The following is a 16458-nucleotide window of genomic DNA, read 5'->3' as shown; positions in this document are numbered from 1 at the left end:
AATACAAGTATAAAACAATAAATCCATTTGAAGAGAAGCAGCGCAAATACAGGTATTGCAGTTAGAGCAGTTGAAAATAATTTCACTGGTTCTTTAACGGAGTTATTGAAAGTGTTCAGCGAGCTGACAAAATTCAAAATTACGGCTTTAGTATCATTTACTACAGGACTTGGGTTTATACTGGCTTCCAATAGTTTAAGCTTCACGATGTTCTGGGCTATTGCAGGTATTTTCCTGCTTGCAGCAGCTTCATCATCACTAAATCACTGGCAGGAAAAAGATACCGATGCGCTGATGGACAGAACCAAGTTCCGTCCTATACCTGCAGGCAGAATTGAACCTGCGGCTGCATTATATGTTTCACTTGGCTTGCTGGTTTCAGGTTCTATCGTTCTTTTATTTACAACAAATTTTACCACCTTTATGGTGGGTTTATTTACATTTTTCTGGTATAATGGTGTTTATACACCGCTGAAGCGCAAAACTGCGTTTGCGATCATACCGGGCGCTTTGGTTGGAGCATTGCCGCCTGTTGCAGGATGGACAGCAGCAGGAGGGGACCTGTTTGACGGCAGAATTATTATGATAGCTGTATATTTCTTTATCTGGCAGATACCGCACTTCTGGCTGCTGCTTATGCTTTATGGCAGTGATTATGAAAAAGGGGGCTTCCCGACACTTAACAAAGTTTTTGCCCCTGAACAGCTTAAGAGGATAACATTTATGTGGCTTATCGGCAATGTTATGACAGCTATGTTAATTCCTATGTTCTTATATATTAATTATTCTGCAAGCTTTATTGCATTATGCGTAATTTCCGGGTGGATGCTTTGGGTATCTTTTAAATTCCTTCGAGGCAGCACAGAAAGAAAAAGTATCAGAAACACATTTATTGCAATAAATTTTTACACTTTGCTTTTAATAACTATCTTATCAATTGATAAATTAATTAAAGTATTCTAATGAATTTTTTTGACGAACTGGTAATTCCGGCATCTGAAAATCACATCATGCTGATAAAGTATATGCTGACTATTTCTCTGCTTTTGTTTGTACCTTATATCAGCATGCTGCTTGGAGCAACTTTTATTTCCACACATTTCAGGAAAAAGGGTAAAACTGAAAAGAACAGCATGTATTTAAGGTTTGCCAAAGATGTTATAGAAAAGCTTACAATCACCAAAAGCGCAGAGCTTGCACTTGGAACTATACCTGTTCTTTCGGTATTTTTCGCATACGCCCAGCTTCTGTATACAGCCAAAACAATTTCAGTTGCAATGATGGCCCTATCAGTTGTATTGTTCATAATATCATTTGTATTTATTTACAAATACCGCAATACATTCAAGCTTGAAGGAATTCTGGACGCATTTAAAAGCATATCACCCGCCGAAGCGCTGAAAGGTGAGGGCGAGAACGTTAAGGAAATAAAGGAATTTGAAGAAAAAAACCTCGGTACTAATTCAGTTTCGGGTTCTACAGGAAAGTGGGTCCTTTTAACCGCAGCATACATTTTTGCTGGCGCAATGGCGCTTGCTTCAAGTCCGGATAAATGGGCTCATGTTGGCAATGTACTGCAAGTAATTTTTTCATGGCAAACACTGTTTAATTTCGGCGAGCTAGTTTCATTAGCCGGTATTATTACAGGGGGCGCTATAATGTTTTATTTCTTCAGCTGGGATGGCGGGCTGAGGGATATGACAGAAGAATATGCGGCGCTGGTTAAAAACGTAGCCGGTAAAATAGCGCTTGGTTCAGGAATTATGTTCCCGCTTATGCTTATTATCAGTTATGCTTATTTACCGCTTCAGTCACAGTCACCAACAGTATTTTTCTATATGGTTGCTGTATTGATACTTTTCCTTATTGCAGGTAATTTTATATATTCAATGTTCAAGAATTCAGATTATAATTCTGCAACAACAGTATTTATACTTGTATTCCTGCTTGTTTTATTCAATGTAATTAAAGACCAGGCAGCATTTGGAAACGCAGTATCTGAGAACACAAAGGAAATTAATAAAATAGCGGTTGAAGAGGAAAAGCTTGTAAAAAACAAAACAATGGAGTCTACAGGTATAAATGCTGAGGAGATATTTAAGCAGAAATGTTCTGCCTGCCATAAGTTTGACCAGAAGCTGGTAGGTCCGCCGTATAATGAAGCTGTAGCCAAGTATAACGGGGATGTACAAAAGCTTTCTGCATATATTTTCAATCCGCAGAAGATTGACCCCGCTTACCCGCCGATGCCGAACCAGGGCTTAAAGAAAAAAGAAGCCAATGCAATGGCGCAGTGGCTGATAGACAAAGTAAACAAGAAGTAGTAAATTAATAATTTGATAATTAAAAAGCCGCTAGTTAAGCGGCTTTTTTTTATGGGATAATTTGAGCCTGTGCTCAATGTTCGTTTATCAGTGTATCTATTTTATCTTCGATGGGCTTTACTTCCTTAAGATACTTTTTCTTTTCCCGGATATATGATACAACAGTAATAATGCTTATAAAAAGATAGAATAAGGTGAATGTTAAGACCTTGTACTGCAGCTCCATATGCTGAGTTACCTGTATATAAACAAATGTTATACCAACGGTAAGTAATAGCGTGTAAGCGGGAATTCCAATAGTTCTGAGCCTGTTCCTTAATCTAAGCTTTTTTTGGGCTGTTCTCAGGAATTCTAGGCTAGATTCAGTCAGTCCGTTTGCATCAAACTTAATTACTGTAGCCCAAGAAACATAAATAATTGCAGTTATTGCCAGGTAAATAAGCCCGAAGCCAACCCAAGTTAATACGGTTTTATCGCTCATGCTTTCAACAGCTACTTTATCAATAAAAAATATTGTAAAAAGCATAGCTATGCTCATAATTATATAATTGCGCTTAACCCTGGCTTCATTCTTTCTTAAGCCGTCTAGCAAAGAAGAATAGTACTGAGTTGACTTAACCTCAATATCCTTTGTCTTCTGTTCTTTCCAGAGGTTTTTGATTTCTTCAATTTCCAATTTTAAGACCCCATCATTTTTGCAAGCTCTTTTTTTATTCTGTTTATTTTAACCCCAACATTGCTTGTTGTCATACCGGTTACTTCGGCTATTTCTTTGTAGGAAAGGTCATCAAGCACCATTGATATTATCAGCCTGTCAACTTCCTTCAGCCTGTTAATGCATTCAAACAGCTTTTCAATTTCAGTACCTGTCCTTATCTTTTCTTCTGTTGAATCAGTTTCAGGTATATTAAGTGTTTCCACATCATCTGCAGTATGCATCTGTTTTTTGCGTGCTGAGCGTTTTACATGCAGCAGGGAAGTATTTACAGCTATCCTGTAGATCCATGTACTTATCAGTGAGCGCCCTTCGAATTTATCGAGGCTTTTCCAAATATTTATCATGATCTCCTGGTAAAGGTCATTGCGTTCATCAGGGTCTCTTTCATAGGCGCAGCATATCCTGTAGATCCTGTCTTTGTTCTGGGAAAGTACCTCGTTAAAAAGCTGGTCCTTTTCCATTAAGTCCGGTATTTCCAGGTATTTATAGTCACTAGTTCAGCGAAATATTTTATTGTTTAGTATATTAATAAAGGATTTTATTACAAAAGCAGAATTACTATATAATATTGCTGCCCGGAATTCATTTTCGTTTTAGTGAAGATATAAAGATTAAAAGCCAGCCAATGAGAAAGCTTACTCCTCCTGCGGGTGTTATCATTGCAAGCGCTTTTATACCGGTAACAGTATAAATATACAAAGAAAAGGAGAACAGAATAATTCCGATGGAAAGAAATAATGCAGCTTTAAAATACTTTGGATTGGCAGTGAACCCGATAGCCGTAATAATGACGGCATGAAGCAGGTGGTAAAGAACCCCCGTTCTGTAAACTTCCATCATTTCAGGGGAAAGAACATTTTTTAATTGGTGAGCTCCAAAAGCGCCGATAGCAACTGCAAGAAAGCCAAAGGCAGCGCCGGCAGCAGTCCAGTTGTTTTTCATAGAAGGATTATCTTTGATTATTATACTTCACAGGCTTAAATGCTGTGGTGTATACAATAATCATTATAATTCCGAAAAATATAAATGCAAAATAAAGTGCGCCAAGCGATACAAAAACATATGAATATATTTCTATTATTTCAAACTGGCGTTCAAACACTACATATTCAATTCTTTCGCCAAGCGTCCTGGAGCGTTTTTCTTTTTTGGTGAATATTTTTTCACCTACTGATTTGTTATAGGCTATATTGTTATCATCAAGAATTGATTTAAGCTCATTAATATGTATAGCATAATTGAGCGAATCTCCGTAAAAGAAGGTGTTTACCCCGACTACTTCACCGCGGCTGTTGAGCAGCGGCCCGCCGCTGTTCCCTGGCTTAATCATAGCAGTATGCTGAATAACATATGCCTCGTGGGTATAATCTTCATCACCATCATAAAACCAGGAATCAGTATCTATCTTTTTGATCTTTCCCTTGGTTAAATGAAAGTAATCTACATTCATATCCTCATCTGTGGGATTGCCAAGTGAATAAACATCATCATAGTATTCAATTCCGCTTTCATCAGCCAGCGGCAGAATATCATCGCATTCACTGGAAATTTCAACTATTGCAAGATCACATACCTTGATCTCTTTTACAATTTTTTTAACCTTAAAAACCCTGTCATCTTTCATTTCTATCTTTGCAGTTTTCATATCAAGATCTTCTGTTACATGATGATTTGTAACAAATGTTTTTGGATTGATAAAAAAACCGCTTGCAACAGCGCCGGTCCTGTCAGTGATAAGTCCAACGGAAGCAACTGTGTTTTTATATACTTCTGATTTATCCTGGGGGAAGGTAATCCCGGTAAAAAGGACCAGGATCAATAAAAAACGCAATACAAATGAAGATAGTCTAATGTTCATATTTTTAATTTTACGGTATAATATATAAATTTAAAAAGCGCCGTATCAATGCAAATACAATGGTACGGCGCTTAAATTTATAAACTTCTGCCGTTTATTGATTTAACTATTACCGGCAGCGCTTTGTTCCGGAAGTTTATTGGGTTAAAAACCCTTAATTCCGCATAAAATTAATGTTTATTTGATGATCACCATTTTTTTGGTTTCCGTAAAATTATTGGAGGTTAATTTATAAAAATATACACCTGAAGGCAGTTGGGATGAGCTAAAGCTTACTGAATACGGACCAGCCGGAAGCTCTGTGTTATAAATGTTTTTAACCTCTTTTCCCAATACATCATAAATGCTCAGATTTACAAAAGCATTTTCAGGAAGATCAAAATCGATTTTAGTTGCAGGATTAAAAGGATTTGGATAATTCTGTTTTAACCTGTATGCTGTCGGGATCTTGGCAGCGGTAAGATCAATGTACAGTGGCTTGCCATCCCACGGAAATTTAAAAGCCCGGTATGAATACACACCCTGAGAAAGTGACATTTCCAGCGCGATCGTTCCTGCAGGTGTTACTTCTGTAAGGGTTGGATTTGTTGAACCCCAGGATATAAGGGTATTTCCGTTATCAAGCCTTTGGGCAAATCCCATAGCGAACCCGAAGTTATCAGGTGTATTCCTGTACTGCCAAACAAGGGTTGCTGTTTTGTTCACCTCGTCTAATGAATACTCAACAGCCCTGGAATGCGGGGGAGTATGAAAATTGCCGTTATCAAAAAGCAGAATATTTCCATTGGGAAGCCTGCGTATGCCATGCTGGTAATTAAATTTATCAGGGTCGTTTACGAACGTGAACTGGTTTGCCGGTCCGCCGAGTCTCCAAATTATCTGTCCTGTTTCCCTGCTTATTTTTGTAATCTCATCTAGATGCCTGGAAGAGATCAGAATATTTCCGTCATGATCAAGATCGATTGCATTTCCGTGAATGTAATCCAGGAATGAGTCGGTCATGTTCTGATGCTGCGCGTCCGTTATCGGGATAGCGTCCCAGCTTCTCCACTGAAACACGACATTTTTTTGAGCGTCAATTTCCTGGATAACCAGGCCTATGACCAGACAGTTTGGATTGCCGCCCGGCACAATTGTAGACATATTCACTGTTTGGGAATCATAGCTCATCAAAAGGGCATGGTCATTGCTCAGAATCCGGAGTTCGTGTCCATCTGTAATATATCCGTTTCCGCAGTAAAAGCTGTCTATCAACTGGTATTCTCTGTTAAACTCATAATACCTGCTAAGGACTGAATTGAAATAGACCAAATTGCCGTTGGGTTCTTTTTTGAAATCAAGGGCATTTGCGCCAAGCTTAAAGGCAGAATAGACCTCACCTGAATTTTCCGCTATTATAAGATGCGGAGTGTTTGGTATTGCTGTAAACGGAAAATTAGACATGAAAATTTTTCCTTCTGCAGGATTTTCTGAAACAGTAACGGATAAACTGGGAATATCACCTGTGAGAAGGTTGTTATATTCTTTGAATAAGTCATATGAATAAAATTCCCTTTGATTACTGTTAATTCCATTTTTTACACGGTATTTTTCTGCTGTAAAAGAAAACTCAGTAATTTCAGTAATTTTACTTGACCTAATCTCAGCCTTTACTTGAACTTTTTCGCCGTAGTGAAAAGAGCTGTTGGGCTGAAATATAATTTTTTTCCTTTCGCCTGCGATTGTAACTGTACCCTGTTTTAGACCGCTGATTGAACCAGTAACGGTGAACCGGATATCATTCAAGGCAAGATCGTAAGGTAAGGAGTAATTAAAACCAATGATAATATTACTGTTAATTTTTACGTATTTAGAATTATTAACAGGTACTGTATAATTTATTTCAGAAAATGTATCGACGCATTGTATGAATAAAAAAAATACTGCGGTTAATATGTAGAGCTTTTTCATAACAATATATTAATTTTATAAAATCCTTCTGGTAAAATATTAAATTCTTAACACAAAAAAAGTATAAGTATATGGAAAAAAATTAGTATAAATCATTATAAAACATAAGAATTACGGTTAATGAAAACCTTTAATTTTTGACAAAAAAAAGCCGGCTTAGTTTAATTAAGCCGGCTTAGAAAAATGTAAAAATTATATTAACCTATTGTATCAAAGCCTGTATAACTTTGGAGTACTTTGGGAATAATGATCTTCCCTTCGGGAGTTTGGTTTGATTCAATAAGCGATACATACAGCCTTGATGTTGCAAGTCCTGAACCATTAAGAATGTGAACATATTCCGTTTTTTTATCGCGCTTAAACCTTATCATAGCGCGGCGTGACTGGAAATCAGTGCAGTTACTTACACTTGAAGCCTCTAGCCATTTGTTTTCTGCCGGTGACCATACTTCAATATCATACTGTTTGCTTGCGGCAAAGCCCATATCACCTGTACAAACATTCACTACGCGGTAATGAATGTTCAGTGCCTCCAGGATCCCGCAGGCATGATTCAGCATTTCTTCCATCTGCGCATATGAATCTTCGGGCAGACAGAAATTGATAAGCTCAACCTTGTTGAACTGGTGTACGCGCAGGAATCCTTTTGTATCCTTGCCGTAGCTGCCGGCTTCCCTGCGGAAGCATGCGGTGTAGCCGCAGTATTTTACCGGGAAATTCTTCATATCCATTACTTCATCCCTGTGAATGTTAACTATAGGAACTTCAGCAGTGGGGATAGCAAAAAGATCATCCGGATCAGTACGGTACATATCTTCTTCAAACTTGGGTACTTTTTCAGCGGCTTCCATTGATTCACGGTTTACAAGGAACGGAACGCCAACCTCAGTATAACCGTTGCTTTTGTGCGTATCAAGCATAAAATTTATAAGCGCGCGTTCAAGAATTGCACCTTTGCCCTTGTAGAAAGGAAATCCGCTGCCTGAGATCTTTGCCCCGACGCCAAAATCAAGAATATCAAGCTTTTTGCCAAGCTCAACATGATCCAGGTATTTAAAATCACCGGAAGCTTTTTCACCCCAAATTTTGAACTGAACATTATCATCGCTTGACCTTCCCGGGGGAACGGAATCATCAGCCAGGTTAGGTATATCAAGCAGAATGTTACCGATATTTTTTTCAGCCTCAGCCAGCTTTTCATCTATAAGCTTGATATCATCTGATACCTTTTTCATATCGGCAATTTTATCATCAGCGTTTGCGCCTTCCTTTTTCATTTTAGCGATTTCCTGAGATACATTATTACGGAGGCTTTTTAGCTTTTCAACTTCGCCGATATATTCCCTGCGTTTAATATCAAGCTCAAGGATTTTTTCCACGCTTTCTGCTGTCATATTCCTTGCCAGAAGCTTTTGCTTTACCAGCTCAGGATTTTCTCTTATTAATTTTAGATCTAACATATATTATTCAATTTGGAATTACGTATTAGAAAATTTTTACAATCCAAGCTGAACTTTAAGAAGGCTTAAGCCTTCGGTTACATTCAGCGGTTTCAGGTCGAGATCTGTTTTAGCTTTAAGCAGTATAAAGCTCGAGTTCATAGGCCTCGAAGCAGCCTGGTTAAGGTCTGTTGTCTTTATTGGCTTTATCAGGTTTTCGTTGAAGCCGAAAATTTCAGCCAGCTTGACCGCAAATTCATACCTGCTTAAATATTCGCTGCCGCAAACATTATAAATACCTGATTTATTCAGGTCAACCATTTTTACCAAAGCCCATCCTAGGTCATCAACCATGGTTGGCATACCGAACTGGTCATCAACAATAGTGACAGTGTTCTTTTCGGAAAGCATATTTATCAGCCACACCGCGAAATTTGGCCTTAGATTCTTACCTGTACCATAAATGATCATTGTCCTTATTATTGCGAAATCTATCCCGCTGGTTACCAGAGCATTTTCAGCGGCAAGCTTGCTTTTACCGTAATAGCTCAAAGGATTTGGCTTTGATGTTTCACTGTAATTGCCTGATTTGCCGTCAAAGATATAGTCAGTGGAAATATGAATTATTTTAGAAGAATTAACTCTTGATGCGATAATAAAATGCTTTACTGCATCCACATTAACCTTCCAGCTTAATTCACGGTCGGTTTCACATCCATCAACATTGGTATAAGCAGCGGTATTAATTATAATATCAGGAAGATATTTCTTCACGGCATCTTTAACTTCTTCCTTTTTGGTGATATCCATCGGGAAATAATCAAATCCGCGTGATTCATATGCATTATCATGCAGGTCAGTTAAGATCACTTCATGCTGAGTTTCATGCCTGAAAAGCTCGGTTGTTTTCTGCCCAAGCAGGCCGTTAGCGCCGGTGATTAATATTTTTTTAGGTTTATTCAAAGTTCTGTAAGCTTTGGCAGATCTTCTACTCCGTGAAGCGAAGCATTTATACTTGCCATTTTATTTGCAAAATTTAATGCGGCTAATGAATCGGCGAGCTTAAGCTCGGCATTTTTGTAAAAATAGCTTGCTGCAAAAACATCACCGCAGCCGGTTGAATCTATAAAACCCGGACTGTCAATTCTGGGAACATCAGTTTTAGAAAGCTCGTTGTTTTCAGCATCACGTTCTTTATTCATACTAAAGAGGCTGACACCTGAGCGCCCTCTTGTAACGACAAGTGACCTTGTATAACCGCTGCTTAATATCTTCGCTGCTGTTTGGTACTCGGTTACATTTTCACCGGTTAAAATGTTCAGCTCAGATTCATTCATTTGCAGTGTATCCGGCCTGGAAACCCAGCTTTGCCATTTGGCAACAGGCATTTGTTTACGTGTTCCGTCCGGAAATGTCTGCATTACAAGGTTATGGAGATCCATATGAATATATCCGTTAAAATTACTTCTTATTTTCTGCAGAGATTCCAGCGCAAGATCTACACCTGATACCAGGTTAACAAGAATTCCATCGAGTTCCGGAAGGAGCTCCTTAACCTGTTCATATTGAACAGGCAACGTAGGTTCAGTAGAATTTTCTTCACGGTCATATGTTTTTTTAGTGGATACGTTCAGAACAGAATCCTTATCCTTGTAAAATAGATTTACAACCCTGGTTTTATGTGAAGTTTTCTTTATATAAGAAAGATCAATGTTGCCAATTGTTTTCAGAAACCCTGTTACATTTTCAAACTCATCTTCTCCGAGGTTCATAACGGGATAAACAACCGCATTTCCTTTGGAAATTACCGCAAGTGAAACAAGTGAGTAAAGAATTCCCCCGAACTGTTTTTGAGTGGTAAAAGCTCCTTTATGAATATAATCCATGCAGGGCTCACCGATGACTGCCAGTTTCAATTTAAGAGAAGATCTCCTTTACAGCCTGCTCTAAGGCGGGCGAAAAATCAATTTCAGCAGCTTTACAGTTTTCTGTTACCTGTTCGGGCTTGGAAGCGCTGGTAATAGCACTGGTAATATTTTCTTTTCGCAGGCACCATGCCAGCGCAAGCTGTGAAGGTGTTGCTTCGATACTTTTGGCCAGTTCCGTGAATTTATCAACCTGCTCAAGAAGCTTTGTATTGCTTATGCTCTCTTTTATAAAATGGTTTACTTTTTCGTTTGCTGCCCGCGAATCACCAGGTATTTTGCCACCTGAATATTTGCCGCTCAGCAAGCCCTGTGCAAGCGGTGACCAAACCACCTCACCCATTCCGTATTTTTCGCATGCTGCCATTACTCCGTTCGTTTCGATTTGCGGGCGGATAATATTGTATTGCGGCTGATTGCTGACCGGCCTGTGCAGGTTATATTTTTCACATACCGCTGCCGCTTCATTGATATTTTCAGCAGACCATTCACTTACACCCCAGTATAATAATTTTCCCTGCAGGATAAGATCATTGAATGAACGGCAAATTTCTTCCATCGGGGTATTGGGGTCATGCCTGTGGCATTGATAAAGATCTATGTATTCTGTTTTAAGCCGTTTTAGCGATTTATGAACAGATTCAAAAACATGCTTTCTGGAAAGTCCCTGGTCATTTGGATTTTGCGACATGGGCCAGAAACATTTTGATGCAATCACAACATCTTCACGCCTGATTTTCAGCTCATCAAAAAATATCCGGCCTAAAGAAAGCTCAGCTTCGCCTTTATTATAGATATCTGCTGTATCAAAGAAAATTACACCTTCATCAAGGGCTGTTTTTATGCAATTTAAGGCGGTTTTATCATTAATTGACATTCCATAAGTCAACCAGCTGCCAATACCAATTGCCGAAAGCCTTAAGCCATATTTACCAAGCTGCCTGTATTTCATCTTATTTATTATAAATATTCAGCAAATATAGCAATTAGCAAATGTTTAATATAGTCATTTTTCTGCTGGTTACCGTAAAGGTTAACAGTAAGTTATAATAAATTGCTATATGTGTGATTTTTGGTTAGTTTTGTTGTTGAAAACTTTGAACATTTACCCGGAATTCAGATGAATTTTCTGCTTTACGTATTATTTTCATTGCTTAAGGTGATAATACCGATTTTTCCGCTTGGATTTATCAGGTTACTTGCAAAGCTTATAGGTAAAATGTTCTATTATATAATACCGGTTCGGAAAAAAACCGCAATCAGCAATTTGCAGCTAGCTTTCCCCGGGAAAAGTAAAGCTGAAATTAATAAAACAGTTAAAGGCTGTTATATAAATGTAATAACCGTAATTGCTGAGTTTTTTTATATGAGAAAGCTTACAGCCGGTGAGCTTACAAAACAAATGAAGGTTAAAAATATCAATATTTTTAACGAGAAGCTGAAACAGGGCAAAGGAATTATTCTGATAAGCGCACATTACGGCAACTGGGAATTAACTGCATTTGGTGTAAGCAAATTAATTAATGTTCCTTTTAATGTAATTGTTAAAGAGCAGACCAATAAAAGAGTCAACGAAGGAATAAATAAGATACGGACTTACAGCGGAAACAAAATGCTCGATATGCGGAATTCACTCAGGGGGATACTGACAGTATTAAAAAATAACGGTATTGCAGCGATGCTTGGAGATCAATCAGCCCCAAAGGAAAATGTGAAGGTTGATTTTTTTATTAAAGGTGTGCCAACGTATGAAGGAACGGCAAGGATAGCGATCAAAACCGGGGCAGCGGTATTGTTCGGTGTATCTACCAGAGATCATGACGGAACTTATTCACTGGAAATGCATGAAATAGATACATCAAAATATAAAGAACCGACTGAAGAAAATATAAAAGCCTTAACACAAGATCATGTAAACCTGCTTGTTGAGTATATCAAATTAAGGCCTGATCACTGGCTATGGTTTCACAGGAGGTTTAAGAATGTTGTTTGAAGGCAGCTTTTGTGTGAATATTGAAAGTATTAAATATTTAAATCCCCAATTGAGCTGTTTAGAAGGACATAAATTTATAACAAATTATAGTTTATAGAATATTTGAGCTAATCCTCCCCCTTTACAAGGGGGATTAAAATGAAAAATAAAAAAATATTAATAATACAAACAGCATTTCTTGGAGATGTTATCCTGGCGCTGCCAATGGTGCAGACCATTAAAGCTCATTTGCCGGATACAGAGATAGATTTTTTATGCATACCATCAACAGAAAGTGTGCTTCAAAATCATCCTGCAATACACTCTGTAATTCCGTATGATAAAAAAGGCGGCGATAAGCTGGATAAATTCATCGAAGTTTTGAATGAGATCCGTGAGGTTGAATATGATGTTGTTATATCACCCCACAGATTTTTCCGCAGCGCGCTGCTTACTTATTACAGTGAAAGCAAAGTACGCATAGGATTCGAAGAAAATTCCCTGCGTTTTTTATTAACCAATAAAGTTAAATATGTAAAAGATAAGCATGAAATATTGCGCAATCTTGAGCTTATCAGGCAGATCCCGGGTTTACAATATGATGAAAAAAAAGTATCCTTAACGCCAAGGCTGTATCCAACCACACTGCAAAAAGACAGGGTAAGGCAATTGCTTATTCACAAAGCAAACCTGGTAAGCCTGGCACCGTGCTCTAAATGGTTTACAAAACAGCTTCCGGCTGAAAAGGCATTGGAAATATGTAAATTATTGCTGTTAAAGGGTTATAATGTAGCCTTGTTGGGCGGAGAAAGTGACGCAGAATACTGCAATGCACTTGAACAAAAAGTAAATGATGACTCTCTTATGAACCTTTGCGGAAAGCTTAGCCCGCTTGAATCCTATGAAGTTATGACATATTCCAAAGCATTAGTAAGTGCAGATTCCGCCGCGCAGCATTTAGGCTCTGCAAGCGGTATCCCGATAGTTTTGATCTATGGTTCTACAGATATTTCATTCGGATTTTACCCGCTTACCTCTAAATATAAAATTGCAGAAATTGATTCACTTGAGTGCAGGCCCTGTACGGATCACGGCAGGGATAAATGCCCGTTGGGACATTTTAAATGTATGGTTGACCAGAGCGCTGAGAAGATAGTTGCTTTGATGGAAGAATTGATATGAAGAGAAATGTCAAAGTCCAAAATCCAAATGTCAAATCAATATTGAATGTACAAAAGTGGTGTCAGGTATTTCCTGACACGTAAGCGCACTCCAAGTAAATTACTTCAATTCAGGCTTCAGGAATTTCGCTGTAACGGAATCTTTCATGTATTTTTTTACAATATCTTCGGGAGTGCCTTCAGCAATAATTTTTCCACCGGCTTCGCCTCCTTCAGGACCAAGATCTATTATCCAGTCAGCGGTTTTTATCACGTCAAGGTTATGTTCAATCACAATAACGGAATTACCTTTATCAACAAGCTGGTTCAGAACCTTCAGAAGCATGCTGATATCTTCGAAATGCAGGCCTGTTGTAGGTTCATCCAGTATATAAATTGTTTTCCCGGTTTGAATTTTTGAAAGCTCAGTTGAAAGCTTAACGCGCTGCGCCTCTCCGCCTGATAGTGTCACTGCTGACTGGCCAAGCCTTATATAACCAAGACCCACATCATACAATGTCTGAAGCTTGCGCTTAAGCGAAGGAATAGCTTCAAAGAAGCTGACTGCTTCTTCAACAGTCATTTCAAGCACATCAGAAATATTTTTGCCCTTATAACGAACTTCAAGGGTTTCGCGGTTATATCTTTTGCCGCGGCAAACATCACAGGTTACATACACATCAGGCAGAAAGTTCATTTCGATCTTCTTCAAACCGCCGCCTTCACAGGCTTCACACCTGCCGCCTTTTACATTAAAGCTGAACCTGCCGACCTTATAGCCGCGTATTTTTGCTTCAGGCAGAGTTGCAAAAAGATCACGAATGAATGTGAATAAACCCGTATATGTCGCGGGATTGCTGCGCGGAGTTCTGCCAATAGGCGACTGGTCAACTTCAATTACTTTGTTAACATTCTTAAGCCCTTCAATTGTATCATACGGAAGCGGAGGCTCGGGGGTTTTAAAAAATTTCCTTGAAAGCACCCTGTAGAGGGTTTCATTGATAAGCGATGATTTGCCTGAACCGCTTACTCCAGTTATACAGATGAATTTACCTAAAGGAACAGTCAGGTTAACTTTTTTAAGGTTATTTCCGGATGCGCCTTTGAGAACAAGTGACTGGCCGTTGCCTATCCTGCGCTTTTTGGGGACTTCGATATTTTTTTTACCTGATATATACAGCGAAGTAAGGGAGTTGCCATTCAATGAGCCGGGTTTGCCGAAGGCTACAATTTTTCCGCCATGCTCGCCTGCACCCGGACCCAGATCCACAACGAAATCAGCTTCTTCCATCATTTGCTTATCATGCTCTACAACTATAACAGTATTGCCTATATCACGCAGGTTCTTAAGTGATCTTATCAACAACTCATTATCACGCTGATGAAGTCCGATGCTTGGCTCATCAAGTATATAAAGAACCCCTCGAAGCTGTGAGCCTATCTGTGTTGCGAGCTTGATCCTTTGGGCTTCGCCGCCTGAGAGTGTTCGTGCATTTCTATCTAGTGATAAATAATCGAGCCCTACATTAAGCATGAACTCAAGCCGCATTTTAATTTCTTTAAGAATTTGTTTAGCTATTATCTGCTGGCGTTCATTTAATATTAACGTATCAAAATATTCACGCGCCTTTTTTATTGAAAGAAGCGAAACTTCATATATGTTCTTTTTGCCGGAGTCTGATTCTATAAGCACTGCAAGGCTTGAAGCCTTTAGCTTGCCGCCTTTGCAGGTATCGCAGGTATTGGATGTCATGAAGCTTTCTGCCCAGTTGGAAATATATTCTGAGGTCTGGTTGCGGTAATAATCTAAAATTATTTTTTTAACACCCTGGAACTTATGGGAATATTCCCTTTGAATACCGCGGGAATCAACATACTTGTAATTTCGCTTCTGGCTGTCGCCGTTCATAATTATCTCAAGCTCATCTTTCGTAAGCTTTTTCAGCGGGGTATCAAAATCATATCCCCATGATTCAATGAGCTGTTTTAAAACTGTGAAGGTCCAGTTAGTCCTTGGCTTGCCAAGCGGCGCAATAGCGCCTTCTGAAATTGAGAGGTCATGATCGGTAATTATCAGCCTTTCATCAAGCTCTTTACGTGCCCCCAGCCCAAGGCAATCAGGGCACCAGCCGTAAGGTGAGTTGAAAGAAAATGAATTTGGCGCCGGTTCATCAAAGCCTATTCCGCAGGATGGGCATGCAAGCTTTTCGCTGAACAGCATATCTTTTGTGCCGTCGCTGTCTGATTCTGTAATAATAACAATGCCGCCACCGAAGCGCAGTGCTGTTTCTATGGAATCAGTCAGCCTGAGAGAAGTGGCTTTTGTGACCATAATTCTATCAACAACAATTTCGATATCATGTATCTTATAACGGTCAAGCTTCATTTTGGGAGTAATATCTTTAATGACTTTATCTACCCTTACTTTTGTGAAGCCGTCTTTTTCAATCTGCTCGAAGAGCTCGCGGTAATGGCCTTTTCTGCCTTTAACTACGGGAGCCAGGATATTTATTCTTCTTGTATCAAGATTTTCCCTGATATGATCTATTATCTGCTGTACACTTTGCCTTTGTACGGGCTGTCCGCAGTTTGTACAATGCTGTGTGCCGCACTTAGCATAAAGCAGCCTTAAGAAATCGTAAATTTCAGTTACAGTACCAACAGTAGAACGCGGGTTGTGTGAAATTGTTTTTTGTTCGATCGAAATTGATGGCGAAAGCCCTTCAATTTTATCAACATCAGGGCGTTCAATCCCGCCAATGAACTGGCGGGCATATGCCGAAAGGGTTTCAACGAACCTGCGCTGGCCTTCAGCGTAAATGGTATCAAAAGCAAGCGACGACTTTCCCGAGCCGGATATGCCGGTTATCACAACAAATTTATCGCGCGGAATATCGATATCGATATTCTTTAAATTGTGAACACGCGCGCCCTGTATGGATATTTTATCTAAGAATGACAAATTAGTTTTATTGTGTTTTGAATTGATATCCCAAAAACAACCGAACAAGTTGCTGCAGCCCTTTGTTCATGAATCAGGCATATTTTCGGGAAATCAAATTTGACTAAGAGGGTAAGTTAACTGAAAATGTTTGAAGAAAAAATGAATGAA

Annotated in this window: 14 protein-coding genes; 4 read left to right on the top strand and 10 right to left on the bottom strand. The window is 39.0% G+C overall.

The genetic code is table 11. The features are described from left to right. Window positions 1-27: 27 nt before the first annotated feature. The gene (cyoE, locus tag J0M37_02380) at window positions 28-963 is read left to right on the top strand and encodes a heme o synthase (protein MBN8583915.1); all 936 of its coding nucleotides are present in this window, start codon (window positions 28-30) and stop codon (window positions 961-963) included. After that, window positions 963-2324 (top strand): hypothetical protein, encoded by a 1362-nt coding sequence (locus J0M37_02375; protein MBN8583914.1) that lies wholly within the window; start codon window positions 963-965, stop codon window positions 2322-2324. Before cyoE ends, J0M37_02375 begins: the two co-directional genes overlap by 1 nt. A 73-nt stretch (window positions 2325-2397) precedes the next feature. On the opposite strand, the gene J0M37_02370 is transcribed toward J0M37_02375, so the two are convergent. The 9 genes from J0M37_02370 to J0M37_02330 form a co-directional block, all read right to left on the bottom strand. Further along, window positions 2398-3000, bottom strand: coding sequence for a hypothetical protein (locus tag J0M37_02370; protein MBN8583913.1), 603 nt, complete (start codon window positions 2998-3000; stop codon window positions 2398-2400). 2 nt (window positions 3001-3002) lie between these two features. Continuing rightward, window positions 3003-3503 carry an RNA polymerase sigma factor gene (locus J0M37_02365; GenBank protein ID MBN8583912.1) on the bottom strand — a complete coding sequence of 167 codons (501 nt, stop codon included), beginning with the start codon at window positions 3501-3503 and terminating at the stop codon, window positions 3003-3005. A gap of 121 nt (window positions 3504-3624) precedes the next feature. Next, window positions 3625-3984, bottom strand: a complete 360-nt coding sequence (locus J0M37_02360; protein MBN8583911.1) for a DUF423 domain-containing protein — start codon at window positions 3982-3984, stop codon at window positions 3625-3627. Window positions 3985-3991: 7 nt separating this feature from the next. After that, window positions 3992-4900: a trypsin-like peptidase domain-containing protein gene (locus J0M37_02355; protein ID MBN8583910.1), complete on the bottom strand. Its 909-nt coding sequence runs from the start codon at window positions 4898-4900 to the stop codon at window positions 3992-3994. 177 nt (window positions 4901-5077) lie between these two features. After that, entirely contained in the window at window positions 5078-6850 is a 1773-nt protein-coding gene (locus J0M37_02350) for an aryl-sulfate sulfotransferase (protein MBN8583909.1), read from the bottom strand. 197 nt (window positions 6851-7047) lie between these two features. After that, a complete protein-coding gene (gene serS, locus J0M37_02345) occupies window positions 7048-8310 on the bottom strand; it encodes a serine--tRNA ligase (GenBank protein MBN8583908.1) in 1263 nt (420 codons plus the stop codon). Between the two features lie 36 nt (window positions 8311-8346). Then, window positions 8347-9252, bottom strand: coding sequence for a dTDP-4-dehydrorhamnose reductase (rfbD, locus tag J0M37_02340; protein MBN8583907.1), 906 nt, complete (start codon window positions 9250-9252; stop codon window positions 8347-8349). Beyond that, complete coding sequence (locus tag J0M37_02335) at window positions 9249-10205, bottom strand: carbohydrate kinase family protein (GenBank protein MBN8583906.1); 957 nt, start codon at window positions 10203-10205, stop codon at window positions 9249-9251. The genes rfbD and J0M37_02335 overlap by 4 nt, the downstream gene beginning before the upstream one ends. Before the next feature lies 1 nt (window position 10206). Further along, window positions 10207-11166, bottom strand: a complete 960-nt coding sequence (locus J0M37_02330; GenBank protein ID MBN8583905.1) for an aldo/keto reductase family protein — start codon at window positions 11164-11166, stop codon at window positions 10207-10209. A gap of 168 nt (window positions 11167-11334) precedes the next feature. Between J0M37_02330 and J0M37_02325 the strand changes: the two genes are divergently transcribed. Together J0M37_02325 and J0M37_02320 are read left to right on the top strand one after the other, a co-directional pair. Further along, window positions 11335-12207, top strand: a complete 873-nt coding sequence (locus J0M37_02325) for a lysophospholipid acyltransferase family protein (protein ID MBN8583904.1) — start codon at window positions 11335-11337, stop codon at window positions 12205-12207. A 138-nt stretch (window positions 12208-12345) separates the two neighbouring features. Beyond that, on the top strand, window positions 12346-13368 hold the full coding sequence (locus J0M37_02320) for a glycosyltransferase family 9 protein (GenBank protein MBN8583903.1): 1023 nt from the start codon (window positions 12346-12348) through the stop codon (window positions 13366-13368). 99 nt (window positions 13369-13467) lie between these two features. On the opposite strand, the gene uvrA is transcribed toward J0M37_02320, so the two are convergent. Further along, window positions 13468-16308: an excinuclease ABC subunit UvrA gene (gene uvrA, locus J0M37_02315; GenBank protein ID MBN8583902.1), complete on the bottom strand. Its 2841-nt coding sequence runs from the start codon at window positions 16306-16308 to the stop codon at window positions 13468-13470. Window positions 16309-16458: the final 150 nt, after the last annotated feature.

It is taken from the genome of Ignavibacteria bacterium (genome assembly GCA_017303675.1).
Taxonomy (GTDB): domain Bacteria; phylum Bacteroidota; class Ignavibacteria; order Tepidaquicellales; family OLB5; genus OLB5.
Note: the sequence above shows the minus strand (reverse complement) of the source record. Positions and strands in the feature narration are given on the sequence as shown.

Bases quoted from the DNA above. Each gene is read 5' to 3' on its own strand.
- J0M37_02320 (MBN8583903.1), top strand. From the start codon at position 12,346: ATGAAAAATAAAAAAATATTAATAATACAAACAGCATTTCTTGGAGAT.
- J0M37_02375 (MBN8583914.1), top strand. From the start codon at position 963: ATGAATTTTTTTGACGAACTGGTAATTCCGGCATCTGAAAATCACATC.
- J0M37_02360 (MBN8583911.1), bottom strand. From the start codon at position 3,984: ATGAAAAACAACTGGACTGCTGCCGGCGCTGCCTTTGGCTTTCTTGCA.
- serS (MBN8583908.1), bottom strand. From the start codon at position 8,310: ATGTTAGATCTAAAATTAATAAGAGAAAATCCTGAGCTGGTAAAGCAA.
- J0M37_02350 (MBN8583909.1), bottom strand. From the start codon at position 6,850: ATGAAAAAGCTCTACATATTAACCGCAGTATTTTTTTTATTCATACAA.
- J0M37_02355 (MBN8583910.1), bottom strand. From the start codon at position 4,900: ATGAACATTAGACTATCTTCATTTGTATTGCGTTTTTTATTGATCCTG.
- J0M37_02330 (MBN8583905.1), bottom strand. From the start codon at position 11,166: ATGAAATACAGGCAGCTTGGTAAATATGGCTTAAGGCTTTCGGCAATT.
- J0M37_02325 (MBN8583904.1), top strand. From the start codon at position 11,335: ATGAATTTTCTGCTTTACGTATTATTTTCATTGCTTAAGGTGATAATA.
- J0M37_02365 (MBN8583912.1), bottom strand. From the start codon at position 3,503: ATGGAAAAGGACCAGCTTTTTAACGAGGTACTTTCCCAGAACAAAGAC.